The 25,903-nt window shown below is 40.0% G+C and carries 34 protein-coding genes and 1 pseudogene; 29 read left to right on the top strand and 6 right to left on the bottom strand.

Annotation, left to right across the window (positions count from 1 at the left end; genetic code table 11):
- Window positions 1–194: 194 nt before the first annotated feature.
- Together AC0KUU_RS19950 and AC0KUU_RS19945 are read left to right on the top strand one after the other, a co-directional pair.
- Window positions 195–1,547, top strand: coding sequence for an LLM class flavin-dependent oxidoreductase (locus AC0KUU_RS19950; RefSeq protein WP_322552274.1), 1,353 nt, complete (start codon window positions 195–197; stop codon window positions 1,545–1,547).
- The gene (locus AC0KUU_RS19945; RefSeq protein ID WP_322552273.1) at window positions 1,525–2,709 is read left to right on the top strand and encodes a M20 family metallopeptidase; all 1,185 of its coding nucleotides are present in this window, start codon (window positions 1,525–1,527) and stop codon (window positions 2,707–2,709) included. Before AC0KUU_RS19950 ends, AC0KUU_RS19945 begins: the two co-directional genes overlap by 23 nt.
- A 189-nt stretch (window positions 2,710–2,898) precedes the next feature.
- On the opposite strand, the gene AC0KUU_RS19940 is transcribed toward AC0KUU_RS19945, so the two are convergent.
- Complete coding sequence (locus AC0KUU_RS19940) at window positions 2,899–3,372, bottom strand: hypothetical protein (protein ID WP_237074359.1); 474 nt, start codon at window positions 3,370–3,372, stop codon at window positions 2,899–2,901.
- Window positions 3,373–3,466: 94 nt separating this feature from the next.
- Here AC0KUU_RS19940 and AC0KUU_RS19935 point away from each other — a divergent pair, with 94 nt between their 5' ends.
- Window positions 3,467–4,012 (top strand): GNAT family N-acetyltransferase, encoded by a 546-nt coding sequence (locus tag AC0KUU_RS19935; RefSeq protein ID WP_322552272.1) that lies wholly within the window; start codon window positions 3,467–3,469, stop codon window positions 4,010–4,012.
- 62 nt (window positions 4,013–4,074) lie between these two features.
- On the opposite strand, the gene AC0KUU_RS19930 is transcribed toward AC0KUU_RS19935, so the two are convergent.
- Window positions 4,075–5,421 (bottom strand): alpha/beta fold hydrolase, encoded by a 1,347-nt coding sequence (locus AC0KUU_RS19930; RefSeq protein ID WP_322552271.1) that lies wholly within the window; start codon window positions 5,419–5,421, stop codon window positions 4,075–4,077.
- 164 nt (window positions 5,422–5,585) lie between these two features.
- Here AC0KUU_RS19930 and AC0KUU_RS19925 point away from each other — a divergent pair.
- The 3 genes and pseudogenes from AC0KUU_RS19925 (at window position 5,586) to AC0KUU_RS19915 (ending at window position 8,621) form a co-directional block, all read left to right on the top strand.
- Window positions 5,586–7,173: pseudogene (locus AC0KUU_RS19925) on the top strand (gamma-glutamyltransferase family protein).
- Between the two features lie 297 nt (window positions 7,174–7,470).
- Complete coding sequence (locus tag AC0KUU_RS19920; protein WP_043981343.1) at window positions 7,471–7,971, top strand: CBO0543 family protein; 501 nt, start codon at window positions 7,471–7,473, stop codon at window positions 7,969–7,971.
- A gap of 38 nt (window positions 7,972–8,009) precedes the next feature.
- Entirely contained in the window at window positions 8,010–8,621 is a 612-nt protein-coding gene (locus AC0KUU_RS19915) for a CBO0543 family protein (RefSeq protein WP_043981344.1), read from the top strand.
- A gap of 29 nt (window positions 8,622–8,650) precedes the next feature.
- Here AC0KUU_RS19915 and AC0KUU_RS19910 read toward each other — a convergent pair whose 3' ends face one another.
- On the bottom strand, window positions 8,651–8,965 hold the full coding sequence (locus tag AC0KUU_RS19910) for a hypothetical protein (protein WP_280559996.1): 315 nt from the start codon (window positions 8,963–8,965) through the stop codon (window positions 8,651–8,653).
- 175 nt (window positions 8,966–9,140) lie between these two features.
- Between AC0KUU_RS19910 and AC0KUU_RS19905 the strand changes: the two genes are divergently transcribed.
- The 5 genes from AC0KUU_RS19905 to AC0KUU_RS19885 all read left to right on the top strand — a co-directional run bounded on the left by AC0KUU_RS19905 (window position 9,141) and on the right by AC0KUU_RS19885 (window position 12,173).
- Window positions 9,141–9,323: a hypothetical protein gene (locus tag AC0KUU_RS19905; protein WP_043981345.1), complete on the top strand. Its 183-nt coding sequence runs from the start codon at window positions 9,141–9,143 to the stop codon at window positions 9,321–9,323.
- Between the two features lie 31 nt (window positions 9,324–9,354).
- Window positions 9,355–9,555, top strand: coding sequence for a hypothetical protein (locus AC0KUU_RS19900; protein WP_014459191.1), 201 nt, complete (start codon window positions 9,355–9,357; stop codon window positions 9,553–9,555).
- A 90-nt stretch (window positions 9,556–9,645) separates the two neighbouring features.
- Entirely contained in the window at window positions 9,646–9,984 is a 339-nt protein-coding gene (locus tag AC0KUU_RS19895; RefSeq protein ID WP_016764918.1) for a zinc ribbon domain-containing protein YjdM, read from the top strand.
- Window positions 9,985–10,184: 200 nt separating this feature from the next.
- Window positions 10,185–11,429 carry a glutamate-aspartate/proton symporter GltP gene (gltP, locus tag AC0KUU_RS19890; RefSeq protein ID WP_043981346.1) on the top strand — a complete coding sequence of 415 codons (1,245 nt, stop codon included), beginning with the start codon at window positions 10,185–10,187 and terminating at the stop codon, window positions 11,427–11,429.
- A gap of 264 nt (window positions 11,430–11,693) precedes the next feature.
- Window positions 11,694–12,173, top strand: coding sequence for a DUF2798 domain-containing protein (locus AC0KUU_RS19885; RefSeq protein WP_322552270.1), 480 nt, complete (start codon window positions 11,694–11,696; stop codon window positions 12,171–12,173).
- Window positions 12,174–12,200: 27 nt separating this feature from the next.
- On the opposite strand, the gene AC0KUU_RS19880 is transcribed toward AC0KUU_RS19885, so the two are convergent.
- Window positions 12,201–13,070, bottom strand: coding sequence for a LysR family transcriptional regulator (locus tag AC0KUU_RS19880; RefSeq protein WP_322552269.1), 870 nt, complete (start codon window positions 13,068–13,070; stop codon window positions 12,201–12,203).
- 109 nt (window positions 13,071–13,179) lie between these two features.
- Here AC0KUU_RS19880 and AC0KUU_RS19875 point away from each other — a divergent pair, with 109 nt between their 5' ends.
- The 16 genes from AC0KUU_RS19875 (at window position 13,180) to gvpU (ending at window position 22,425) form a co-directional block, all read left to right on the top strand.
- On the top strand, window positions 13,180–14,400 hold the full coding sequence (locus AC0KUU_RS19875; RefSeq protein WP_322552268.1) for an MFS transporter: 1,221 nt from the start codon (window positions 13,180–13,182) through the stop codon (window positions 14,398–14,400).
- A 108-nt stretch (window positions 14,401–14,508) separates the two neighbouring features.
- Window positions 14,509–14,994 (top strand): general stress protein, encoded by a 486-nt coding sequence (locus AC0KUU_RS19870; protein WP_043981350.1) that lies wholly within the window; start codon window positions 14,509–14,511, stop codon window positions 14,992–14,994.
- A gap of 448 nt (window positions 14,995–15,442) precedes the next feature.
- Complete coding sequence (gvpA, locus tag AC0KUU_RS19865) at window positions 15,443–15,703, top strand: gas vesicle structural protein GvpA (RefSeq protein ID WP_013058000.1); 261 nt, start codon at window positions 15,443–15,445, stop codon at window positions 15,701–15,703.
- A gap of 60 nt (window positions 15,704–15,763) precedes the next feature.
- Complete coding sequence (gene gvpT, locus AC0KUU_RS19860) at window positions 15,764–16,249, top strand: GvpT/GvpP family gas vesicle accessory protein (RefSeq protein WP_043981351.1); 486 nt, start codon at window positions 15,764–15,766, stop codon at window positions 16,247–16,249.
- Between the two features lie 25 nt (window positions 16,250–16,274).
- On the top strand, window positions 16,275–16,748 hold the full coding sequence (gene gvpQ, locus AC0KUU_RS19855; protein WP_025751002.1) for a gas vesicle protein GvpQ: 474 nt from the start codon (window positions 16,275–16,277) through the stop codon (window positions 16,746–16,748).
- 19 nt (window positions 16,749–16,767) lie between these two features.
- A complete protein-coding gene (gene gvpA, locus AC0KUU_RS19850; RefSeq protein ID WP_013057997.1) occupies window positions 16,768–17,034 on the top strand; it encodes a gas vesicle structural protein GvpA in 267 nt (88 codons plus the stop codon).
- 75 nt (window positions 17,035–17,109) lie between these two features.
- Complete coding sequence (gvpO, locus tag AC0KUU_RS19845) at window positions 17,110–17,376, top strand: gas vesicle protein GvpO (RefSeq protein ID WP_013057996.1); 267 nt, start codon at window positions 17,110–17,112, stop codon at window positions 17,374–17,376.
- A gap of 28 nt (window positions 17,377–17,404) precedes the next feature.
- Window positions 17,405–18,331, top strand: a complete 927-nt coding sequence (gene gvpN, locus AC0KUU_RS19840) for a gas vesicle protein GvpN (RefSeq protein WP_025751003.1) — start codon at window positions 17,405–17,407, stop codon at window positions 18,329–18,331.
- Between the two features lie 14 nt (window positions 18,332–18,345).
- Complete coding sequence (locus tag AC0KUU_RS19835) at window positions 18,346–19,113, top strand: GvpL/GvpF family gas vesicle protein (RefSeq protein ID WP_013057994.1); 768 nt, start codon at window positions 18,346–18,348, stop codon at window positions 19,111–19,113.
- 1 nt (window position 19,114) lies between these two features.
- Window positions 19,115–19,381 carry a gas vesicle protein GvpG gene (locus AC0KUU_RS19830; protein WP_028409328.1) on the top strand — a complete coding sequence of 89 codons (267 nt, stop codon included), beginning with the start codon at window positions 19,115–19,117 and terminating at the stop codon, window positions 19,379–19,381.
- Window positions 19,382–20,191: a GvpL/GvpF family gas vesicle protein gene (locus AC0KUU_RS19825; RefSeq protein ID WP_322552267.1), complete on the top strand. Its 810-nt coding sequence runs from the start codon at window positions 19,382–19,384 to the stop codon at window positions 20,189–20,191.
- Between the two features lie 17 nt (window positions 20,192–20,208).
- Complete coding sequence (locus tag AC0KUU_RS19820; RefSeq protein WP_013057991.1) at window positions 20,209–20,496, top strand: gas vesicle protein; 288 nt, start codon at window positions 20,209–20,211, stop codon at window positions 20,494–20,496.
- Window positions 20,450–20,734 (top strand): gas vesicle protein K, encoded by a 285-nt coding sequence (locus AC0KUU_RS19815; protein ID WP_013057990.1) that lies wholly within the window; start codon window positions 20,450–20,452, stop codon window positions 20,732–20,734. Before AC0KUU_RS19820 ends, AC0KUU_RS19815 begins: the two co-directional genes overlap by 47 nt.
- 21 nt (window positions 20,735–20,755) lie before the next feature.
- Window positions 20,756–21,058, top strand: coding sequence for a gas vesicle protein (locus tag AC0KUU_RS19810; RefSeq protein ID WP_013057989.1), 303 nt, complete (start codon window positions 20,756–20,758; stop codon window positions 21,056–21,058).
- Between the two features lie 36 nt (window positions 21,059–21,094).
- On the top strand, window positions 21,095–21,985 hold the full coding sequence (locus tag AC0KUU_RS19805) for a YtxH domain-containing protein (RefSeq protein WP_322552266.1): 891 nt from the start codon (window positions 21,095–21,097) through the stop codon (window positions 21,983–21,985).
- Window positions 21,986–22,008: 23 nt separating this feature from the next.
- Complete coding sequence (gvpU, locus tag AC0KUU_RS19800; protein WP_014459206.1) at window positions 22,009–22,425, top strand: gas vesicle accessory protein GvpU; 417 nt, start codon at window positions 22,009–22,011, stop codon at window positions 22,423–22,425.
- A gap of 30 nt (window positions 22,426–22,455) precedes the next feature.
- On the opposite strand, the gene AC0KUU_RS19795 is transcribed toward gvpU, so the two are convergent.
- Window positions 22,456–23,355 (bottom strand): AraC family transcriptional regulator, encoded by a 900-nt coding sequence (locus AC0KUU_RS19795; protein WP_043981354.1) that lies wholly within the window; start codon window positions 23,353–23,355, stop codon window positions 22,456–22,458.
- Between the two features lie 108 nt (window positions 23,356–23,463).
- On the opposite strand from AC0KUU_RS19795, the gene AC0KUU_RS19790 reads away from it, so the two are divergent.
- Window positions 23,464–24,384, top strand: a complete 921-nt coding sequence (locus tag AC0KUU_RS19790) for an EamA family transporter (RefSeq protein ID WP_043981355.1) — start codon at window positions 23,464–23,466, stop codon at window positions 24,382–24,384.
- 34 nt (window positions 24,385–24,418) lie between these two features.
- Here AC0KUU_RS19790 and AC0KUU_RS19785 read toward each other — a convergent pair whose 3' ends face one another.
- Entirely contained in the window at window positions 24,419–24,634 is a 216-nt protein-coding gene (locus tag AC0KUU_RS19785) for a hypothetical protein (protein ID WP_028409323.1), read from the bottom strand.
- 273 nt (window positions 24,635–24,907) lie between these two features.
- Here AC0KUU_RS19785 and AC0KUU_RS19780 point away from each other — a divergent pair, with 273 nt between their 5' ends.
- Entirely contained in the window at window positions 24,908–25,843 is a 936-nt protein-coding gene (locus AC0KUU_RS19780; protein WP_322552265.1) for an aldo/keto reductase, read from the top strand.
- Window positions 25,844–25,903: the final 60 nt, after the last annotated feature.

Genomic DNA, 25,903 nt, shown 5'->3' with positions numbered 1-25,903 from the left:
AGGAAATGTAGCTATAGTTTTAAAGAAATAAAAGCACATATTTAAAAAGCTAATTTGACTTACCTGGATAGTAGGTATAACATGCAGATAAGTCAACTAAACATCTATTTAAAACCGATCGACCAGACGACTGGAGATGCTTTGAACAATCAAAGCATCTCTTTTTAATTGTCATAAAAAGGAGGAAGTATACGTTGAGTGAAAAAAGAAAGCTAAAGCTAGGAGCAAATATTAAAGGCCTTGGAAGTACGACGGATGGATGGAGACATCCGGACGCAGAGCCTGATGCAAGCATTAATATTGAGTTTTATAAGAAACAAGCGCGTATATTGGAAAAAGGACTGTTCAGCTTTATCTTTATTGCGGACGGATTAGCCATATCTGAAAAGTCTATTCCTCACTTTTTAAATCGTTTTGAGCCCATTACGCTGCTGTCAGCTCTCGCTGCTTCTACGAGTCACATCGGACTAGTTGGGACCGTTTCAACAAGTTTCAGTGAGCCTTTTACAATCGCTCGTCAGCTGATGTCTCTTGATCATATAAGCGGCGGGAGAGCGGGGTGGAACGTAGTTACTTCTCCGCAAGAAGGGGCAGCGCGCAATCACAGGAGAGAGTATCTTCCTCTTCACAGCGAACGATACGAAATTGCAAAAGAGCATCTCGACGTAGTAAAAGGACTGTGGGATTCATGGGAAGACGATGCTTTTATCTATAAAAAAGAAACCGGTCAGTTTTTTGATCCAAAGAAAATGCATACGCTTGGATTTAAAGGTAAGCATTTTCAAGTTCAAGGGCCATTAAATATTGCTCGTTCAAAGCAGGGACATCCGGTTGTGTTTCAAGCAGGTTCGTCAGAAAGAGGAAGAGGATTCGGAGCAGAGAATGCCGATGCGATTTATACAAATGCACATACACTAGAAGAAGCGCAGGCATTCTATCAAGATATGAAAAATAGAGCAAGAAATCACGGGAGAAATCCCGAAGAGCTTCTCATTTTTCCAAGTATTGATTTAATTATAGGAGATAGCGAGGAAGATGTAGAAAGAAGATATGGAGAGCTTGCCGCGCTAATTCCAATTGATCACGCCATTACATATTTAGCTCGTTTTTTTGATGACTATGACTTTCAGCAATTTGACCTAGACGCACCGTTTCCAGAGTTAGGGGATATCGGAGCAAATGCCTTTCAAAGTACGACAAATAAAATTAAACAAGCGGCGGCTGCTCGAAAGTTAACGTTAAGACAAGTGGCGCTTGAAACAATTTTGCCGCGTTCGCCGTTTTCAGGAACACCTGAACACGTAGCGGATGAAATGCAAAAATGGCATGGGCAGGAAGCAGCGGATGGATTTGTACTTTGTCCGTTTATGAGCGATACGTTTCATCAATTTGTGGAAAAAGTAGTGCCTATCTTACAAGAGCGTGGGCTTTACGACACTTCATATGAAAGCAGTACGCTGCGAGGAAATTTGAACCTTTCCGTTCCAGCCAATCAATATAGTCAAACAAAGGAGGAGTATGTGTATGACAGTCAAATTAATCAGTGACTACAGCGTCATAGAAAGCTTGAAAAAGCAGGTAATTGAGTGGAGAAGGCATTTTCATCGCTACCCTGAATTATCGTTTCAAGAACATCGAACGTCTCAGTTTGTTGAAGATACGCTTCGTTCGTTTGGAAGCTTTATCATTACTCGTCCTACCCCAACAAGCGTGGTGGCTAGATTAATAGGAAAAGAAGAGGGAAAAGTGGTTGCGATCCGGGCGGATATGGACGCGCTGCCGATTGAAGAAGAAAACACGTTTGCATTTGCCTCGGTTCATAAAGGCGTGATGCATGCATGCGGACATGACGGTCATACGGCTATTTTATTAGGAGTAGCTTCTGTTCTTTCTCAGTTAGGAGATGAATTTAAAGGAGAAATCCGCTTGATTTTTCAACACGCGGAAGAGCTGCTGCCAGGAGGGGCACAGGAGCTTGTTAAAGAAGGCGCGATGGAAGGGGTGGATTACGTAATTGGCACGCATTTGAATTCTGGTCTTCCCGTCGGAGAAATCGGCGTGCTTGCAGGTCCTATGATGGCTTCGCCTGACACGTTTAATATATCGATTAAAGGAAAAGGAGGACACGCCGCAGCGCCTCACGAAGCAATTGATGCTATTGTTGTAGGAGCGCAAATTGTGACGAACCTTCAAACGATTGTTTCAAGAACGACCAATCCAATTGATAAATTAGTCGTATCGGTTACACAATTTCACGGAGGAACTACGCACAATGTACTTCCTGATAAAGTGGAGCTTAACGGTACCGTTCGCAGCTTTGACGCAGCTCTGCGAGAAAAAGTTCCGGCACAAATTGACCGAATTGTAAAAGGACTAACAGAGGCCTACGGTGCAGAGTACACGTTTACGTATGAAAAAGGGTATCATCCCGTCATTAATTCTGAAGAAATTACAAGGTTAATTGAAGAAACAGCTATCGAAGAATATGGAGAAGAACGTGTAAAGACGCTGTCTCCTAAAATGGGAGGAGAAGATTTTTCAGCTTATCTGCAGGAAACGGAAGGAGCATTTTTTAACATCGGAGCACGAAATGAAGAACAAGGCATCGTATACCCTCATCATCATCCGAAGTTTACGGTAGATGAAGACTCGCTTGAAATTGGAGTAAAGATGTTTTTGCGCATAACAGAAAAGCTATTGGCTCGTTAAAAAAAGAACAAGAACCAAATAGGTTCTTGTTCTTTTTTATGTATTTTTACTTCGTATCCTTATAATTCGTCGCAAATCCTGCTGCAATTAAACCAATTAGACCCAGCACTCCTACAATAACGGTTATAATCACTATACTCACCTCAGTCGCTCTTACGCTCTTAATAATACGCTTTCATTTGTTTAATTTTACCATGAGTCTTCATATGAAAGAAGCTTTTCTTTTAAAGGCTCTAGCTTTTTAAATTTTTGATCATAGCTTTGCCGTTTTAACATGTCGTTGGTTATTATCAGTGCATCTTCTTTACGCCCCGCATACAAGTAGGCTTCAATGACTTCGTCAAATCCTTCTGAGTAAGGGAATTCTTCATATTTTGCTAGTTTAAATGATGCGTCGTAGTGTTTTGTTGCTTTTTCGTATTGCTTTAGTTTTAAAAGCATACGCCCGTTTGCTAAATGTAAATCTGCTCGTTCTAAATCGGTAAGGGTATGGAGTTCAATCCCTTGGTTGCGTATATCAAGGGCATCTTCATAGCGCTTTTTTTCTTCTAGTTCAAACGCTTTCTCATAAAAATGGTCAAACTTCGTTAGCGGTCTTCTTGATTTATAGAACTTGTAAATGCCGTATAGGATCAAAAGCAGTAACCAGAGCAATTTGTTCAACTCTCTTTCATCTCTGTATGTATAATATTTATATTAAAGGAAATTAAATTCAATTAATAGATTTAATGAAATAAAGACATTTGAGGGGGATACGATGGTCATCAGCCAGCAAATTTACTATGTAAAAGGACTTCAGTACATCATTCGTTCAGCTGACATTAGCGATGCACACGAACTGTCTCACCTTAGAGTTCAGCTAGACGGAGAAACGGAAAACTTAGATCGTGAACCAGGAGAAGGGTATATGGACGAATGGGATTTTGAAAAACTTATTCAACGTGACACAGAAAGTAAACGAAACTTATTTTTAGTAGCAAGTGTACATAATAAAATTGTCGGGTTTTCAAGATGCGAAGGTAATGACTTGAAACGATTTGCCCACAAAGTAGAGTTTGGCGTATGCATCGCAAAAGAATGGTGGGGATACGGAATTGGCAAAGAGTTTTTACAGCAGTCCATACTGTGGGCAGATAGCGCGGGCATGAAGAAAATAACGCTGAATGTGCTAGAGACCAATAAACAAGCGATTGATTTATATACAAAATTCGGGTTTGAAATAGAAGGAGTATTAAAAAATGACAAAATGCTGTCTGACGGCAAGTACTATAGTACGGTTGTAATGGGCAGGTTTAATGAATAAGAGAACAAGGCGCTGATAAAACAGCGCCTTGTTTCTTTACTTTTGCGTTTCACGAACCCATTTCACAATATCATCAATGACATAAGAAGGAATGTTGGCTGAAACAGCATATTCATCGGGCGTGCTTCTGTGAAAAAGTGGTTGAGTTTTGGATAAAGCTTAAAAGAAGTGTTGGAACGCTGAGATAAGCTTTGTTTCCAGCCTTCAAAATCTTCGGTCGTTACTTGATAATCACGTGCTCCTTGTAAAAGAAGCAGAGGCGTGTCCTGAGATTTTGCGACTTCTGCAGGGTGCCAGTGAGCTACGTCATACCAAAAATAAGGCGTGCCAAGCAGAAATTCTTTTGGCGGCTGAGCTGGTGAAAAGCTTGGGTCTTGTAAAATGGCAAACTGCTGCTGGAAAAAAGCAAGCTGCTCTTTCGGAAGCTGATTCAGCGATACAAGATAGGCAAATTGTTCAAGCATTAACTCTGGAAGTGTGCGGCTCGGTGCAGCAAGTAAAATAGAGCCGCGCACGCTTTTATCCGGCGTGTGATTTAAAATCCTGGGCATCATCATGCCGCCTTGACTGTGTCCTAGTATGAAAATATTGCGGCTGTCGATGCCTTTTTGTTTCGCCATTGCTTCCACTGCGAGTATGGCATCATCCGTTGTTTCATCGTCGACGTTTATTTTATTTTCACCGGACATTTTAGCTGTATGTTCGTATGTACGCTTGTTGTAGCGTAAAACGGCGATTCCTTGAGAAGCCAGTCCAGAAGCCAGATCTCGAAACGGCTTTAAGCTCATAAACGTTTCATCTTGATCAGAAGGTCCTGATCCGTGAACGAATATGGCAACGGGTACATTTTGATGTTTTGAACGTGTTGGAAGAGTAAGCGTTGCTGGAAGTTCGTAAGGTGCTTTGCCGATTGAAAGCTGTTTTTCACTGTAGTTCTTAGGGGTGTCATAAGGCGGTGTGGAAAACGAAAACTGGCGCTCCTCCGGTACGATTCGCCAATCATCAATTTGACGATTTTGACTAAATCGAATGGTTAAAGTAGCTGATACGTGTTCAAATTCAATTGGGATTTCTATATTTCGATGAACCGTATTGATTTCACCTTGTACAGCTGTCCCAATCTTTTTTACAGCACCAAGCTGAGCCGTTAGAGCTGACCACCATGTTTTTAGGTTGTCTTCACTCATTTTTAACTGCAGGCTGCGGGAAAAATGGCGCTTAGCTTCTTTAGTTTTGCCGTTGGCGACATTCGTTAAAAATGCGTTTGCTCGTTTGACTTCAACTTTTGCTGAGTGATGAGCAGCATTTGCCGCTGCTTCAGCTTGAACAGGTGAAGTGGACATAGGAAGTACTTGAAGCCCGAGTGCTAAAGAAACAGCGAGTGGAAGGGCAGCTTTTACTTTTTTCATACATCATCCTCCTTGGCGATTCTTCTACTCTATCAGTATACCAATTTTAGGTAAAAGGAGTCATGTCATTCTAAGATAAAAAAAGCCGATAGGTTATGAATATGGTAAAATAAAGGAGTTGTATTATTCTGAAAATTAAAATACCTAAAAAAGGATGCGCTTTTATGACCTATGATCCGCATTATCATCCATATCCATCTTACCGAGTTCCTGTTTATGCAAAAAAAGGAATGGTATCTACATCTCAGCCGCTTGCAGCGCAGGCAGGCCTTGATATTTTAAAAAAAGGAGGCAATGCCATTGATGCAGCAATCGCCACAGCAGCGAGCCTTACTGTATTAGAGCCCACATCTAATGGAATCGGAGGAGACGCGTTTGCGCTTGTTTGGACAAATAATCAGCTGTATGGACTAAACGCCAGCGGACCTTCTCCGCGGTCTATTTCCATTGATGCGCTTTCCTAAGTACGGAATGATTCCCGTTACGGTTCCTGGGGCTCCGGCATCTTGGGCTGCTTTATCGAAGCGATTTGGCAAACTGCCTCTTTCTCAAGTACTGCAGCCTGCTATTCAGTACGCCAAAGAAGGATTTCCGCTAGCGCCTACTCTTGCGAAACAATGGAAACAATCGTACGATACGTTCAAACGACTACATACAAGCGGAGAATTTGAGTCATGGTTTCAAACGTTTGCCCCAAATGGACAAGCACCAAAAGCAGGAGAAATGTGGTCATCCATCCATCATGCCCGTACGCTTCAGCTCATTGGCGAAACAAATGCAGAAGCGTTTTATAAAGGTGAGCTTGCGGATCGTATTGATGCATTCAGCAAAAAATATAGCGGCTTTTTATCCAAGGAAGATTTGGCTGCTTATGAGCCTGAGTGGGTGAACCCGATTTCCGCTCACTACCGTGGATATGATGTGTGGGAAATTCCTCCGAACGGTCAGGGGCTTATTGCGTTAATGGCATTAAATATCGTCAAAGGCTTTGAGCTTCAAGAAAAAGATGCCGTGAATACGTATCATAAACAAATAGAAGCGATAAAGCTTGCGTTTGCGGACGGAGAAAAATACATTACGGAAGAAGCAAAAATGAGCGTGTCTGTTAGTGAGCTGCTGTCTGATACATATGCAGGCTATCGCCGCAGCCTTATAAAAGAACATGCTCTTCAGCCTGAAGCGGGAGAACCTGTCGGAAGCGGAACGGTGTATTTAGCAACGGCTGATGAAGCAGGAAACATGGTTTCGCTTATTCAAAGTAATTATATGGGCTTTGGTTCTGGAATCGTTGTGCCAGAAACGGGAATTGCCTTGCAAAACCGAGGCCATAACTTTTCAATGGACCCTAATCACGATAACTGCCTTGCTCCTAATAAAAAAACGTTTCATACCATTATTCCAGGCTTTCTCACTAAAAATAAGGAGCCCGTAGGACCGTTCGGCGTGATGGGAGGTTTTATGCAGCCGCAGGGACATATGCAAGTTGTCATGAATACGATTGACTTTCAGCTTCATCCTCAAGCCGCTTTAGACGCGCCAAGATGGCAGTGGAAAAAAGATAAAACGGTGCTTGTGGAGCCAGCTTTTCCCTCACACGTAGCACAAGCGCTTGAACGAAAGGGACATAAAATTGAAGTAGCCGTGGATTCAATGGCATTTGGGCGCGGACAGATTATTTGGAGAGATCCTGAAAGCGGCGTGCTATGCGGAGGAAGTGAATCACGAACGGATGGATTTGTAGCTGGATGGTAACGTTTAAAAAAACACAATAGGTGGAGGAAGAAGCCCGTACTGATTAAAGTTGGGCTTTTTTCATGTCTCAACCACATGTATAAATCTCTTCAAAGAACTTAAAACTAAAACAAACATTTACGTATGTAAGGATAACGTGAACTTAGGGGTTATGTACGGAAAATTTACATTAGACGCTGCTGCGTATCTTTATAAATTAATATAAGCAATAATTGAGCGTGGTGAGAACAGCCGTCTCAAGCTGCCAATTGACATGAGGGTAGGCTAACAACACTTGGTGAAAGGAGCGAAAAGGTGATGAGAAATAAAAAGTTTGAAGTGAAATTTTTACGTGTAATGCTACTTATCGCCCTGGGAATTCTCCCTTTTTTATTTAGAAAACCACCGATTAAAGACTGGCTGCTGGCCTATGTATTTAACGCCTTAACAAATGGTATTATTGATAAATTTATTGTAACTCACGGCCTTCTTCGATATCCAACTCGCTTATTGAAAAAGCAGTTTAGAATTAACGTGTTGTTCGACTTTTTACTGTATCCTATGATATCCGTCATGATTAATCAAGCTACGTATTACGATAAAGGGTTAAAAGTTTTATATAAAATTGTGCTTTTTACGATTCCAATGTTTTTTATTGAATTATGGGCTGAAAAACGAACGAAGCTCATCGAGTGGAAAACAGGCTGGATGTGGTATCACACTTTTACTAGCGTAACGTTAAAATCGTATCTTAACCGAATGCTGATTGGATGGATTCGAAAAATGGAAAAGAAGCAGGAAAAAACAAAAATACAATAGCAGAGATTCTAAAAACGACGTTAGAGAGGTGAACAAAGGTGCATATTTCTGTCCTTCTATGGCTGATTTTTCAAAATATCCATAAGAAAACGTGGAACAAAATACGCGAGCTGTATGCTGGGGTTTTATACGTGAGCTTTTTTAATATTCTCTACTACTTTTTATGTAATGATAAATTGCTTTGGGATTTTAAATCTTTGCATCTTTCATTAAAAGTACTGCGTATTTTACACCTTATGTTCATTACGCCTCTCATGATTTTGTCGTTCTTAGCTACCTATCCGTCTACACTCGCTAAGCAGGTGAAATATATTACAAAATGGGTATGTACAGCTTCCTTTGTAGAATGGGTTGGGCTCAGGTGTAAAGGGATTACATTTAGGCACGGCTGGCATTTAGGGTGGTCAGCACTTATTTATGTAATGATGCTTATCTTCTCGAGGTGGTTTCAAAAAAAGCCTTTTGCGGTCTTGCTGCTCTCGGTTTTAGCAACAGTGGTTCTCAGCGTTATCTTTAAAGTTCCCGTGAGCAAACGAATGCTAAAACATCCGCTGAAACGAATATTGACTCGGCCTTTAAAAGATCATGTGACTCAAGCTGTTGCGAATAAAGTAAAGCGAAAATGCCTGCTTCTCAAGCTGTTCTCGTAAGTTCCTGCTCTCTGTGAAGAGCAGGTTTTTTAGCTTACTGGAGGAATAATGTCGGTCAGCAGCAGAATGAAAAAAATCAGGCCCACTCCCGTCAAGCTTAAAGAAGCAAGAAAATAAGCCGTCCAGCGCAAACGAAACGGATTGTGTTCGATATTGGCCCCAGACATCAACCTCATGGAATGAGTTTTATAGTGAGAATGAGCGCTGTTGCTTCCGCTGCTTGAAAACCAAAAAGTCAAAACTGAAAACAAAAGTCCGCTAAAAAACATAAGCTCAATAAAACGGATAGACAAAAAGGATGAGCACGCATAGGTTAATCCAGCTTCCATAAGCAGTGTAATCACAAAAATAAGCTGAAAACTGCTTTTATTATGATATAATGGTAATAAATGTATGGTTGAAAAAAGTATTCAAAACCCGCACGCATCACGATATAAGCTCTTTTATAACGATGAGATTTACTATATACGATACGCTGTGCTTAGCTTCAAGTGCGCAGAATGAAAGCGAGGAGTATGTATGGAGGTAGGAGAGACTGTGATTGCGATATTAGCAGCGGGAGCACTGCTGTTATACGGCACGTTAGAGCTTTGGTTTGCGCCTCGTAATTCTTCTTTTTTTAAAGGGTGGAAGCAAAAACTGGCCGTCATTTTACCGTTATATGCGGTTACATTCGGCATATGGTTCGTGTTTTTTTCGTAATAAAAAGTCTTAAAAAAAGGAGGAATGAAAGATGGAAATCAATTCATACCTCATTCGGTTTTCATGTATGCTGATGCTCATGTTTGGAGGATTATTTATTATACGGTATGTAAAAACAGGTGACTTTTATTTAGATCAGCTTCTTGTCTTTGGAGCAGGTTTTGTTCTGTTTATCGGCTCACTTATTTGGAAAAGAAAACATCAGCAGCAAGGAAATAGAAAAGCTTGTTAATCTCATGAAATTGTGACAGTATAAAACAGATAAAAAATGTAATCTCGTGATCGTACCATTGGTTACGAGCTGCTGCTGGAGGAAAAGAAAATGAATGTACCTAATTGCCCAAGCTGTCAATCACAGTATACATATGAAGATGGAAACCTGTTCGTCTGCCCGGAGTGTGGGCATGAATGGGGACAAGATGAAAAAACAGAAAGCACGGAAGAACAGCTGACTGTAAAAGATGCAAACGGAAACCTTTTAAAAGACGGAGATTCAGTTACCGTCATCAAAGACTTAAAAGTAAAAGGAAGCTCATCGGTTGTCAAAATCGGAACAAAAGTAAAAAGCATTCGTTTAGTAGAAGGCGATCATAACATCGACTGCAAAATTGACGGATTTGGAGCGATGAGCTTAAAATCTCAGTTTGTTAAAAAAGCATAAGATTAAAAAAGCCAGGATGAAGAACAACTTCACTCTGGCTTTTTTCTATGCATTTTAACTGATAAAGCGAAATATATAGACCAATTTGTCTATTTTAGAAGGAATCTAGCTAAATGTCCCGAACTTACTTAAAGTGTCTGAGAATTTGGATATTAATGGAATGGATGTCCGTTTCATGAAGGCGAAAGGGAGGTAGAAATGTGAAAAAGTTTTTAGCGTTTCAAATTTTAATTGCATTAGTAATCGGAGCTTTTATCGGGCACTTTTTCCCGGACTTTGGGATGGCTTTAAGACCGGTAGGAGACGGGTTTATCCGGCTCATTAAAATGATTGTGGTGCCGATTGTCTTTTCAACCATCGTCATAGGTGCTGCGGGAAGCGGCAGTATGAAACAAATGGGGAGTCTAGGGTTAAAGACGATTATTTGGTTTGAAATCATTACTACCATCGTATTAGGAATCGGTCTGCTGTTAGTGAATTTGCTAAAGCCCGGAGTAGGCCTCGATCTTTCTCATCTTGTTAAAAAAGATATCGGTGAATTGTCTCAGTACACCGAGAAAGTCGTGGACTTTAAACAAATGATTTTGAACATCATTCCAACGAATATCGTAGATGTGATGGCAAAAAATGATTTGCTGGCCGTGATTTTCTTTGCTATTTTATTCGGTGTTGCCGCTTCAGGAGTCGGTAAAGCATCCGAACCTGCAATGAAATTTTTTGAATCTACGGCTAAAATTATGTTTAAATTAACGCAAATTGTTATGGTCACAGCGCCTCTTGGTGTACTAGCGCTAATGGCTGCATCTGTAGGTCAATACGGCATTGCACTTCTGCTTCCAATGCTAAAGCTAATTGGAACCGTCTTTTTAGGTCTTTTTATTATTTTATTTGTTTTATTTCCGCTTGTTGGGTTTTTGTTCAAATTCAACTACTTTGAAGTATTCAAAATGATTTGGGACTTGTTTCTTATTGCCTTTTCAACAACAAGTACGGAAACGGTGCTGCCACAGCTGATGGAGCGGATGGAAAAGTACGGATGTCCTAAACGAGTTGTGTCGTTCGTTATTCCATCGGGCCTGTCATTAAACTGTGATGGCTCCACGCTGTATTTATCCGTTTCATGCGTCTTTTTAGCGCAGGCTTTTAACATCGATATGCCATTAACTCAGCAATTATTTATGATGCTTATACTAGTGATGACAAGTAAAGGAATTGCGGCTGTCCCGTCAGGTTCACTTGTTGTTCTTTTAGCAACAGCCAACGCAGTAGGTCTGCCGGCTGAAGGAGTGGCAATTATTGCAGGAGTAGACCGCATCATGGATATGGCCAGAACAGGAGTCAACGTTCCAGGCCACGCGATTGCCTGTATCGTCGTCTCAAAATGGGAAAAAGTATTCCGCACCCAAACGCCGATCCCGCCTGCATCTCACACGGAATCTCTATAAAACCAACCCCCGCTTTAGCTCATAAAGCGGGGGTTTTTTGTTAAATCTCTAAATATTTATTAACGATGTAGACTAGAGTAATTTGTCATACTCAGCTCTACTCAAAAAAAGAGGACGCGCCGCTTAAGTCTAAAAAAATGCCCTGTGACTGTTTTTTGGTCACAGGGCATTTTTTAGATGAATGTTCACAAATTGTTCACTTACGAAGAAGGAAGATAAAAAGCTATACTAAGCCAAGTAAAAAAGATGAAAAGGATGAGGAATGTGCCAACAACTAAAAAAGAGAGTATGTATTTTGGAATGATGATGTGCGGAGGGATGGTGCTTGTAATGACGGTGTATAACATGTTAATGAATGACGTCATCGGGCATATCACCCTTGCAGAAGGTATTTTGAACTTGGTTATCACGTTTGTAGTCGCAATGACTGTCGAAACTTTTTTCGTTGGTCCCGTAGCAAAAAAAGTAGCATTTTCACTGCCGTTTGATAAGTCTAAACAGTTAAAAGTCGTGTTGATTTTGTCATCATGTATGGTTATTGGAATGGTGCTTTCCATGTCTGTATATGGATTAATTACGATGTCACTTACGAAAGGCCTGCAAGGAGAGCCGCTTCTTTCAAGCTATGCATTTATCGTGATGAAAAACTTTATCGTAGCCTACCCGCTTCAGCTTCTTATTATGGGACCTTTAGTTCGTTTATTGTTTATGAAATTTGTGAAAAAGAATCCGGCAGCGACTTAAGTCAAAACCCTAAGAACGCCTATTTTCTTAGGGTTTTGTTATGCAAAGCTGTTTGGTAAGAAGAGAAGAAAATTCACGTAAAGCCGCCGATACAAAGGCATCTTTTCGCGTAATAAAAAAAGTGGGAACCTTTCTATATGGCTGCGGCAGCGGAGTTAACGTTAATGAATGGTCGTGATGAGATACAATGGATTTCATCATTACAGCTACGCCCATACCAGCTTTTACACACCCAATAATCGCTTCAATCGTACCAAATTCTAATATCCGTTTTGGAAACACGCCTTCTTTTGTCAACAGCATTTCTAACGTATGTCGATATGCGCATCCGCTGCTGAAGGCTAATAAATTCATATCGTTTAGGCTGTAAAGAGAAGGAAGAGGGTGGCGGCTCACAAGTACAAGCTCTTCATCTTGAGTAAATAAAGAGTTTAGATCAGGATGTTCACAGCTGCCTGCAACAAATGCGCCTTCAAGTTTTCGGGTTAAAACCAGGTGAATAAGAACATCGGTTGTATGTGTTTCTAAAATGAAGTCTACATCCGGGTAGGCAGTGCAATAAGTAGAAAGAAAAGGCGGTAGCCGAAGAGCCGCGGTAGATTCAGTTGCACCTATTTTTAAAGGCCCTATCGGCGTGTGCGCACTGCTTTGAACAGTTATAGTGGCTTCATTGGTTAAACGAAGAATTTCTTCAGCATAACGATGCAACAGCTCTCCGCTAGAAGTTAACGTTACGCCTTTACCGCTGCGTTCAAATAGCTGTGTGCCGAGTTCAGCTTCCAGCTGCTGAATGCGCATCGTCACATTCGACTGCACATAGCTTAAACTTTTGGCAGCTTTTGAAATGTTTTTTTCTTCTGCTACCGTTGTAAAAACAAGCAAATCTTTTATATCCATAAAATCTCCTCCTTCAGCTATCATTTTTATTGATGACTTTTATCTTTATTCCTTATTTTACATGATACCATTCCTTCTCTACACTGAAAGTAGAGGTGGAGGAGAGAAAATGAGCAGACAAAAAGCTTCTTATAAGTGGATGATTTTATTTATTGCCACTCTTTCTCAGGCATGTGCAACGTTTGTCACCTACGGAGCGGGGCCATTGGCCGCGTTTTGGCAAAGACTATATGATTTATCGCAGTTTCAAACAGGACTGCTCGTATCAGCTATTCAAATTGGTCCGATCTTTTCCATGCTGCTTTTTGGAAACTGGATGGATCGTTATGGAGAAAGGTGGCTTGTAGGAGGAGGATCTATTTTGCTGGGGGTAAGCATGCTTTTTGCCTATAGCGCTGATCATTATTTGTATCTAACAGGCGTACTTCTCGCAGCAGGCGTGTGGTATGGAACAGCACAGCCAGGAGGAAGCAAAGCAGTGGTGAAGTGGTTTCCTTCTCATCATAGAGGCCTTGCCATGGGGATTCGACAAACGGGGATACCGATTGGAGGCGCTGTCGCTTCAGCAGCATTACCGCTGCTGTTTCATCAATACGGCTGGCATGGGGCTGTTCTCGTACAGGCAGCGGCAGCTATCGGAGGAGGCATTCTTTTTTTTGTATTCTACCGAGAGCAATCATCATCGTCAGAAAAAAAGGAAACATTTACGCTTCGTCATAAAATCAAGCGCATTTCTCAAGATAAAACGCTTTATCCGCTGTTTTTTGTAGGTGTTTCAATGATTTCTCTTCAAATGATTATCGTTGCGCACTTTATTAGCTATTTAACGAAAGTCATAAAGATGGATTTTGCTTCAGCTGGCATTCTGCTGAGCATCACACTGTTAGGCGGAATGGTGGGGAGAATTGTTTTAGCTTGGGTAAGTGATTATGTGTATAACGGAAATCGAAGAACTCCTTTGCAAGTGACGGTTTGGATGGCTGCAGGATTAATAATAGCTATTTCTTATATTGGATTTACTTTGCCTTTTTGGCTACTAACTGCAGTTTGTTTTAGCCTCGGTTTTTTTGCAATTGGCTGGTTTAGTTTGTTTATCGTGCTAATAGCAGAAAAAGCGGATGATCGTTTTATTGGTTTAACGGTAAGCATTGCGTTAACGCTCAATCAATTTGCCATCGTGCTCGCACCGATTTGGTTTGGGCTCCTTGTGGATTGGCTCCGGAGTTACACGTTGGCTTTTAGTACAGTTGCATGCTTCATTGCTTGTGGAGGAATATGGTTAAAAAAAGAGCGAGTTCATGCATTTTTAAATAAAAACGTCACTAAATAAAAAGTGATTTAGGGCTATTTATTTAAGAATAGAGAAGACCTCTTATCCTCTAAAACGTTTCAAAGCCATGCTCCCGGGTACACACAACATTAATGAGGAGGAGATAGTATGGAAGCAAAAGCAAAGAATGTTGTGGGGGTATACGAAACGGAACAAGAAGCAATTCAAGCTGTAGAGAGTTTGAAAAAAGAAGGGTATACATCAGAAGAAATATCTATCATCGGCAAACATAAAAAGACCAAAAAAGTTCAGAAAGAAACGAATACAAAAGCAGAAGGGGCAGCAACTGGAGCACTTACCGGAGGTACGCTAGGGAGCTTGACCGGAATATTAGCAGGTGCCGGGGCTCTTGCCATACCGGGAATAGGTCCAATTGTGGCGGCTGGTCCGATTGTAGCTACATTAACAGGTGCGGCAGCTGGTGCGAGCGTAGGAGGTCTGTCTGGTATTTTAGTAAGTATGGGAATTCCAAAACAGCAGGCCGAACAATATAATGATTCAGTCAAAGAAGGCAGCTTGCTTGTTTTAGTAGACAAAGAAGACTCAGATCATGATGGAAACCCGAAAGCTCCTTTAACCGGAATGATTTTATAGAACGTAAGATACGTAGGAGAAATCTGTCGCAGTGCGGCAGTTTTTTTTTATGCGCTGGTTTTATTTAAGTGAACTTTATTGACAATAATATTCCATAATAGTTAAAAATATCAAAATATGTCATGGTGTATAAAATAATAATATGCCTTAAATTATAATGTAATATTATTGTAACAATAATGTATTTATTGTTTTATTTTGGGATCGAAATCTTGATGAAAGCTTTAATAGAAGGATTTACGTGCAAGTTCCATCCAATAATTAACTGTTAATTATTATACGTAGTAGAATAATTTTCTAATTTATTTTCGGAAATTACTTTTTAGCAAATTATTCATGTTTGAAAGAGGGCTAAAAAGTATATTTCAAAAGTATGTTTACTTAAAAAGTTAAGCAGGTTGATTAGTAGCATCATTCATTTAGTTAAATTTCGAAAGGAGCTGCTAAAATGAGTATTCAAAAAAGTACAGATAGTTCTAGTTTAGCAGAAGTGATTGATCGAATTCTCGACAAAGGAATTGTCATCGATGCTTTTGCCCGAGTATCACTCGTAGGAATTGAAATCTTAACGATTGAAGCACGAGTCGTTATTGCAAGTGTCGATACGTGGCTTCGCTACGCAGAAGCCGTCGGGTTATTAACCGACAAAGTAGAGGAAGAAGGGCTGCCTGGCCGAACAGAAGAGCGAGGTGCAGGGCTTAGCTTTTAAGTCTTTTAATCGTAAGAAAATTCATTAAATAAATAATAATAAGAGAAAAGAGGATGAAACATGTCAACAACTGATAGCAATGTGCAAAATGAAAAACAAGAAAATCAGCAGCAGGAAGAAAAAACGCAAAACTCTTTAAATCTTGCCATTTTAGGAGGCGTAGTAGGAGCGGGAATTGGACTTCTTTCAAGTCCTCAAACGAGTAAAAAAGTACTCAGCCGCTTAGGACAATCAGAAATTGTACGTGCGACAGGACAAGAGTTAAGAAGAAACGCACAGGATATTCTAACGCAGCAAGCGATGGGAGCATTAAGACAGACGGCTACAGGCTATCTTGAAAAAGACAATTTAAGCAAGCTGCTGGCACCTAAAAAGAAAAAAGAAGATGCATCAAATGAACAGGGAAATTCGCAGGAAGAAGTCAGCCAAAGCGCAGAAATGGAAACGTCTCAGTACGAAGAGCTAAAAGAAGAAAATAAAAATATGAACGACCAGCTGCAGCGCATTGAAGAGATGCTAAACAAACTCATGGACGCGAAGAAGTAAGATATCCGTCCTTAAGGGGAATTTCATGGATAAAAAAGATGTGGAGAAAGCAGCCTTAAAAGCAGGAAAAAAGATCATCGATCATACGCCTGAACCTGTTAAGGAAAAGGTAGAAGAAAAGGTTAAAGAAAAAGCGAAAGAAAAATTTGTCGAAAAAACTGAAGGGAAACTGCAGGAAAAAGCAAATGAAGCGTCAGAAAAACTGCAGGAAACAAAAGAAAAAAATGCCCAAAAGGTACACGGCAAAGGGGAAGACGCAAAAGAAAAGCTCCAAGACGTCTTACTATCAGTAAAAGATAAGCTTAGCGATGTGAAAGAAGCTGGAGAAAACTTTCAAGAAAAAGTTTCTTCTTCAGACGATAAAGAGAAGTCAAAAAATAAGCGGAAAATAAAAGGCGCAAATCAGATTAAAAAAGCAACGGATATTAAAAGCTCTACTAAGATTAAAAGTTCCAATGATATTAAATCATCTACAGATTTAAAAACAATGGGTTCATAAGCGAAAGGAGAAATGAGATATGTCTATTCAAAAAAGTACTAATAGTTCAAGTTTAGCAGAAGTCATTGACCGTATTTTAGATAAAGGGATTGTTATTGATGCTTTTGCAAGAGTTTCTGTTGTAGGAATTGAGATTTTAACGATTGAAGCACGAGTGGTTATTGCCAGTGTTGATACATGGTTACGCTATGCAGAAGCAGTAGGGCTTCTTCGTGACGACGTAGAAGAAAACGGTCTTCCTGAACGTTCAAATTCAAGTGAAGGACAGCCGCGTTTTAGTATTTAATATGAAGTGATATGGAACCTTCCTTTTTTGAGGGTGGTTCCAGCTTTTAGATTTAACTATTGGAGGCTACTAAAAATGGAAATTAAAAAAATTATGCAAGCCGTGAACGACTTTTTCGGTGAACACGTAGCTCCTCCTCATAAAATTACCTCGGTGGAAGCTACTGAAGATGAAGGCTGGAGAGTTATTGTTGAAGTCATTGAAGAACGAGAATACATGAAAAAATACGCCAAAGATGAAATGCTCGGAACGTACGAGTGCTTTTTAAATAAAGAAAAAGAAGTCATTTCATTCAAACGACTGGACGTCAGATATAGAAGCGCCATTGGCATTGAAGCATAGACGATAAGATGGCAGGAGGAACGTAAAAATGACCGTCTTAACAGACAAAAGGAAAAAAGGCAGTGGAGCTTTTATACAAGATGACGAGACAAAAGAGGTTCTTTCAAGAGCGCTGAGCTATTTAAAATCCGGCTATTCCATTCATTTTACAGGTCCTGCCGGCGGAGGCAAAACCTCTTTAGCGCGAGCGCTTGCTAAAAAGAGAAAGCGTCCTGTAATGCTGATGCACGGGAATCACGAGCTCAACAATAAAGATTTAATTGGGGATTTTACGGGATACACGAGCAAAAAAGTAATCGACCAATATGTTCGTTCTGTCTATAAAAAAGATGAACAAGTGAGTGAAAACTGGCAGGATGGCCGATTGCTTGAAGCTGTAAAAAATGGCTATACGCTGATTTACGACGAATTTACTCGGTCTAAGCCTGCAACGAATAATATCTTTCTATCAATATTAGAAGAAGGCGTGCTTCCGCTTTATGGAGTGAAAATGACCGATCCTTTTGTGCGCGTGCATCCCGATTTTCGCGTCATCTTCACAAGCAATCCAGCTGAGTATGCCGGCGTATATGATACGCAAGATGCGCTTCTTGACAGGTTAATTACCATGTTTATTGATTATAAAGACATCGACAGAGAGACAGCGATTTTAACGGAGAAAACGGACGTAGAAGAAGACGAAGCGCGCACAATTGTAACGCTTGTAGCAAACGTGCGAAACCGCTCTGGAGACGAAAACAGCAGCGGACTTAGCCTTCGGGCTTCGCTTATGATCGCTACTCTCGCCACGCAGCAAGACATTGCTATCGATGGAAATGACGAAGATTTTCAAACGTTATGTATCGATATTTTGCATCATCCGCTTACCAAATGTTTGGATGAAGAAAATGCAAAAAGCAAAGCCGAAAAAATCATTTTAGAAGAATGTAAGAATATAGACACGGAAGAAAAGTAAAGGAGCTTGAAAACATGAGTGAAACAAACGAAACAGGTATTTATATTTTTAGCGCCATTCAAACGGATAAAGACGAAGAATTTGGCGCCGTGGAAGTAGAAGGAACAAAAGCTGAAACATTTTTGATTCGCTACAAAGACGCAGCTATGGTAGCAGCTGAAGTACCGATGAAAATTTATCATCCTAATCGCCAAAATTTATTAATGCATCAAAACGCAGTAGCAGCGATTATGGACAAGAACGATACGGTTATTCCAATCAGCTTTGGGAATGTATTCAAATCCAAAGAAGATGTAAAAGTTCTTTTGGAAAACCTTTATCCGCAGTTTGAAAAGCTGTTTCCAGCGATCAAAGGAAAAATTGAAGTCGGTTTAAAAGTAATTGGGAAAAAAGAATGGCTTGAGAAAAAAGTAAATGAAAATCCTGAACTTGAAAAAGTATCAGCCTCCGTAAAAGGAAAATCAGAAGCAGCCGGTTATTATGAGCGTATTCAACTTGGGGGAATGGCTCAAAAGATGTTTACTTCCCTTCAAAAAGAAGTCAAGACAGATGTGTTTTCACCGCTTGAAGAAGCAGCGGAAGCAGCAAAAGCAAATGAGCCAACGGGCGAAACGATGCTTTTAAACGCATCTTTCTTAATTAACCGAGAAGATGAAGCGAAGTTTGATGAAAAAGTGAATGAAGCGCATGAAAACTGGAAAGACAAAGCCGATTTTCATTACAGCGGTCCATGGCCTGCTTATAATTTTGTGAACATTCGCCTAAAAGTAGAAGAGAAATAACGTGCTTCACAAATTAGTAACCGCCCCTATTAACCTTGTAGTGAAAATCGGCGAAAAAGTACAGGAAGAAGCTGATAAACAGCTATATGACCTTCCGACGATTCAGCAAAAACTCATTCAGCTTCAAATGATGTTTGAGCTTGGTGAAATTCCCGAAGAAGCGTTTCAAGAAAAAGAAGATGAATTGTTAATGAGGTACGAAATCGCGAAGCGCAGAGAAATTGAACAATGGGAAGAGCTAACAAAAAAAAGAAATGAGGAAGACTAGATGGGAGAATTACTGTATTTATACGGTTTAATTCCAACAAAAGAAGCAGCAGCCATAGAGCCGTTTCCATCTTATAAAGGGTTTGACGGAGAACATTCACTGTACCCAATTGCGTTTGATCAGGTGACGGCTGTAGTTTCTAAACTGGATGCTGACACCTATTCAGAAGAAGTGATTCGAGAAAAAATGGAGCAGGATATGAGCTGGCTGCAGGAAAAAGCTTTTCATCATCACGAGACGGTAGCCGCTTTGTACGAAGAATTTACGATTATTCCATTAAAATTTTGTACCATTTATAAAGGTGAAGAAAGTCTGCAGGCAGCTATTGAGATTAACAAAGAAAAGATAGAGAATTCACTGACGCTGCTTCAAGGAAATGAAGAGTGGAACGTGAAGATTTACTGTGATGATACGGAGCTTAAAAAAGGAATCAGCGAAACGAATGAAAGCGTGAAAGCGAAAAAAGAAGAAATTAGTCACTTATCACCAGGAAGACAGTTTTTTGAAAAGAAAAAAATAGATCAGCTGATTGAAAGAGAATTAGAACTTCACAAAAATAAAGTGTGTGAAGAGATACATGACAAGCTTAAAGAGTTATCGCTTTATGACTCTGTTAAAAAGAATTGGAGCAAGGACGTAACGGGCGCAGCTGAACAGATGGCGTGGAACAGCGTGTTTCTTCTCCCGTCTCTGCAGATCACTAAGTTTGTAACCGAAATAGAAGAGCTTCAGCAAAAGCTTGAAAATAAAGGCTGGAAATTTGAAGTGACGGGACCATGGCCGCCCTATCATTTCTCGAGCTTTGCGTAAAGTGAGGAATTAACATTATGTCTCTTAAACAATCCATGGAGAATAAAGATATTGCTCTTATTGATATTTTAGATGTCATTTTAGATAAAGGAGTCGCCATTAAAGGAGACTTAATCATTTCCATAGCCGGCGTCGATTTAGTGTATTTGGATTTGCGGGTGCTTATTTCTTCGGTTGAAACCCTGGTTCAAGCAAAAGAAGGAAATCGCAAACCAATCACTTCTGAACAATTTGATAAACAAAAGGAGGAATTAATGGATGCAACCGGTCAGCCAAGCAAATGGACGAATCCACTTGGATCCTGATCAAGCTGAACAAGGCTTAGCGCAGCTTGTGATGACAGTTATTGAGCTATTGAGGCAAATCGTTGAACGTCATGCCATGAGGCGGGTGGAGGGTGGAACGTTGACGGACGAACAAATTGAAAACTTAGGAATTGCACTAATGAACTTAGAAGAAAAAATGGACGAGTTGAAAGAGGTGTTCGGTCTGGATGCAGAAGATTTAAATATTGATCTTGGACCGCTAGGCAGCCTGCTTTAAGCGGTCAGTAGGAGGAACAGTATGGCAGTCGAACATAATATGCAGTCAAGTACGATTGTAGATGTGCTCGAAAAGATTTTGGATAAAGGAGTCGTCATAGCGGGGGACATCACCGTAGGAATTGCAGATGTCGAGCTATTAACGATAAAGATCCGCTTGATTGTGGCTTCGGTTGATAAAGCAAAAGAAATCGGCATGGACTGGTGGGAAAATGATCCCTATCTCAGTTCAAAAGGAGCCAATAACAAAGCGCTCGAAGAAGAAAATAAAATGCTGCATGAGCGGTTAAAAACGCTTGAAGAAAAAATAGAAACGAAACGTTAAAAACTGTACGCTACTTAAAAAATGGAGGGATTTACAATGGCAACTGAAACAAAATTAGATAACACACAGGCAGAAAACAAGGAAAATAAAAATACGGAAAACGGTTCAAAAGAAAAGAACGGTTCAAAAGCAAGCAAAACAACAAGCAGCGGGCCAATCAAACGAGCGGTAGCAGGAGGCATCATCGGTGCAACGATTGGATATGTATCGACTCCTGAAAATCGAAAAAGTCTCCTTGACCGCATTGATACAGACGAATTAAAAAGCAAAGCATCTGATTTAGGAACAAAGGTAAAAGAAAAATCAAAAAGCAGTGTGGCCAGCCTGAAAACATCTGCGGGAAGCTTGTTTAAAAAAGATAAAGATAAAGATAAAGATAAATCAAAAGATGATGAAGAAAACGTAAATTCTTCTAGTAGCGAAACAGAAGACGATAACGTTCAAGAGTACGACGAGTTAAAAGAAGAAAATCAAACTCTTCAAGATCGCTTATCACAGCTTGAAGAAAAAATGAACATGCTTGTTGAGCTTAGCCTCAATAAAAATCAAGATGAAGAAGCGGAAGATACAGATTCCGACGAAGAAGAGAACGATGAAAACGAAGAAAACGAGCAGGACGACGAAAACGAAGAAGAAACATCTAAGCCTCGTAAAAAGGATAAAAAAGAAGCTGAGCAAGAAGAGGAAGAAGAAAGTGAAAGTGACGAAGACAGCGAGGAAGAAGAGGAAGATCCTCGCTCAAACAAAAAAAATAAAAAAGTAAAATCAGAAGAAGAAGACGAAGATGAAAGCGAAGAAGAAAAAAAGGAAGCGAAACCAAAAAAGTCAACAGCTAAAAAATCAAAAAATACAAAAGCAAAGAAAAACACAGACGAAGAAGATGATGAAGCAACATCTCTTTCTAGTGAAGACGATACAACAGCCTAAGACGTAAAGGAGGAAAGAAAGACATGAGTACAGGCCCTTCTTTTTCAACTAAAGACAGTACGCTTGAATACTTTGTGAAAGCTTCTAATAAACACGGCTTTTCACTTGATATTTCATTAAATGTAAACGGCGCTGTGATTTCCGGTACCATGATTTCAGCAAAAGAATACTTTGATTACTTAAGCGAAACGTTTGAAGAAGGCAGTGAAGTGGCTCAGGCGCTAAGCGAACAATTCTCTTTAGCAAGCGAAGCGAGCGAATCAAACGGAGAAGCAGAAGCCCATTTTATTCATTTAAAAAATACAAAGATTTACTGTGGAGACAGTAAATCTACTCCTTCTAAAGGAAAGATCTTTTGGAGAGGGAAAATAGCAGAAGTAGACGGGTTTTTCTTAGGAAAGATTTCTGATGCAAAATCAACGAGTAAAAAGAGTTCATAAAAAACGGCGGGGTGATTGCCCTGCCGTTTTTTAGTGATGTGAAGACATGTGCAGCTTCTTTTTTCGATACATGAGGGGAGTCATCTTCATTTCTTTTCGAAACTGATTAATAAAATAGCTTGTACTATTAAACCCTACTTGATAAGCGACGTACGTCACATTTGCTTCTGCTTGCTGCAGCATAACTAAGCTTTGTTGAATTCGATAGTTTAATACATAGGTCAAAGGCGATTTTTTTAACATTTTCTTAAAATATCGACAGCATTCAGAACGGCTCAATTGTCCGGCTTTGGCAATATCATCAAGCGTAATCTTTTCAGCAAAGTGCAAATGAATCCAATTGAGCATTTGCTTCATCCGCTGATTTTTGATCATTTCTTTTTCATTGTATTTCAGCTGCAAACCGTTAAGAATTAAATTTTTCCAAAGTATGCTGAGTTCAGAGGCAATCTCTATTTCATAGTGGTGCGGCTGCTTATGAATCCATGTGTGTATCTTATGTATAGACTCTAACACGTTGTTTCCCCAGGCTTGCTTTGGACTGATGAATAAATGTGATAGATTCGTTGCATGAATGTAGGGATAAACGTAATTTGTAAAAAGCTCTTGCGGCACAAGAAAATGAGGAGAAACATTTAAACAAATGTACACGCAGCCGGATTTGTTTATATCTTCAGTCATATGAAGACATCCGCTGTTAATAAACAGTCCGTAGCCTTGTTTTACAGTCACTGTTTTTTCATTTATTTGAAAAGACGCATCACCTTTTATAACCAATACAAATTGAAGCTCATCATGCCAGTGAAGAGGGATGTAGCCGTTTATGTGATCACTGATCGTCGTTTGATAACATGCTACTGGCAGCTCAACGGTGCGATGGGTCGTTAGCTCTTTTAAGTTTTCATCAATTTTAAAATGGGCTGCTGGCATACATGGTCACCTCAATATATTTATATTTTTTAATGCAATATGCGTATTTTCTGCCCCGTTTTTCACTTATTATAACACTATTCTTATAATAAAAGTGAGGGATGGAAGATGAACGATCTCAGCCGGAAAAAAGGGTTCTTCTTTGTAACAACTGGAGCTATATGTTGGGGGATGGGAGGGACGGTTGCTCAAAAGCTTTTTCAAGAATTTGAAATCAGTGTAGACTGGCTTGTTTCAGTACGGCTGCTCATTGCGGGTTTTTTGCTGCTAATGATTTCATGTATAAAAAATAATCATTCTCACGTATTTGGAGTATGGAAGAACCAAAAGGCAGCTCTTCAGCTCGTCGTTTTTGCCATATTTGGTATGCTCGCCGTTCAGTATACGTATATGGCTTCTATTAAGCATGGAAATGCAGCAGTAGCTACGCTGCTGCAGTATTTATCACCGGTGATGATTATCATTTATTTGCTTTTGCGCAAGCAGTCTATATTTACGCGACAAGACGTCATCACTGTTTTGCTGGCACTGGGGGGCTGCTTTTTTTTATTAACAAACGGCTCTATTTCTCAGCTGTCTGTTCCTGTATCTGCCGTTGTTTGGGGAGTGCTGTCAGGTGTAGCAGCAGCATTTTATACGCTGTATGCCGTGCCGCTAATCAAAAAGTACAGTTCGCTTGTCATCGTTGGCTGGTCAATGGTAATTGGGGGAAGCGTAATGAGCTTTATTCATCCTCCTTGGGAAGCGTCAAGCTTATCACCAATAACCTGGGGATATATTTTATTTGTCATTATTTTTGGCACGATGCTTGCTTTTTGGTTTTATGTAGAAAGCCTGCAAAGTCTTTTACCTAAAGAAACGAGTTTGCTTGGAAGTTTAGAGCCTTTAGCTGCTGTTATTACAACCGTTGTTTGGCTGAAAGAGCCTTTTGGTTTTTATCAATGGATAGGCACAGCTTGTATTATTGGATTAGTTTTATTACTCACACGAACGAAACAAGCATCTTCTAAGACGACACTTTCAGCATAAATAGGGGCTTGCTAAAAGAAGAAGCAAACCAATGTCACTTTTCCGCCGAATCTGTAGAAACTCGTTTGACTTTTAAAATCTTTACATATTGAATAAACACTCTTTCTTTTGTAGAGACATTTAATTTAGCAAGTCTTGATGCGTCATCTCGGTTTTTAGCAGATTCTATCACAAAAGTTCCTTTGATTTTGGCTTCATCTTTTAGAACGGAATACTGTATTTCAAATCGTTTTGCTTTCGTTTTCTGCATAGTGATTGATAAGCTCCTTTGCCTGGTAAATTGATGTATTGCTATGAAATAAGCTTCGATAAAAAGGAATAAAAGAACGTAACATATACTACTAAATGAAATGCAGAGCGGCAGTGACTTTTATCACACCACAACCTAGTATTTCATCTTTTTACCAAAAAAGATAGGGTGTTTTACCGTCGCTGCTTATAAAAACTTTTATTCTTTCTGCTTGACCTAGAGTTAACTCTATGGTTTATCTTGTAGTAGTATCATTTCAAGGAGGGGCTTTATATGAAGTATCATACAATTGCTAATACTGACTTACACGTATCAAATTTGATTATGGGAAATATGCGTTTAACAGAGCTTTCTTTACAAGAAGCAGAGAAGCTAATCCGCACAGCGATGGAAGAAGAAATTAACTTTTTTGACCATGCTGATATTTACGGTCCTGATTATGTGGGACAATGCGAAGAGTATTTTGCAAACGCTATACAAATGAATTCAAGTCTTCGTGAGAAAATGGTGATTCAAAGTAAATGCGGCATTAACGCAGCGAAAAATTACTATGACTTTTCAAAGAAGCATATCATAGACTCTGTTAACGGCAGCTTAGAGCGCTTAAAAACAGATTACTTAGATCTTTTATTACTTCATCGCCCAGATCCGCTAATGGATCCTGAAGAAGTAGCAGAAGCGTTTAATGAGCTTCAAAGCAGCGGAAAGGTACGTCACTTCGGTGTGTCGAACCACAACCCAGCGCAAATTCAGCTGCTTGAAAAATATATCAACCAAAAGCTTGTCGTAAACCAAGTGCAGTTCAGCATTGCACATACGCCAATTATAGACTCCGGTATTTCTTTAAATATGGGCTTCGACCAAGCTGTGAACCGCGACAGCAGCGTGCTTGAATATTGCCGTTTAAATGATATAACGCTTCAAGCGTGGTCGCCATTCCAAAATGGATTTTTCGAAGGACCTTTCTTAGGCGACAAAGAGAAATTTGGAAAGCTAAACGAAGTGATTGATCGCATCGCAAGTAAGTATAGCGTGACGAATACAGCGATTGCCGTTGCGTGGATTACAACTCATCCTGCAAATATTCAAGTGGTGCTTGGTACTACAAATATTCAGCGTATGAAAGATGCAAGTAAAGGTTCAGAAATCAAGTTAACGCGCGAAGAGTGGTACGATATTTATAAAGCCGCTGGCAACATGGTGCCTTAAGCGCTGCAGTTCTTAAAATAAAGCAGGTAACTCCGTTCGGATATGGAACGGAGTTACCTG

It is taken from the genome of Priestia sp. ST2, assembly GCF_055810735.1.
Note: the sequence above shows the minus strand (reverse complement) of the source record. Positions and strands in the feature narration are given on the sequence as shown.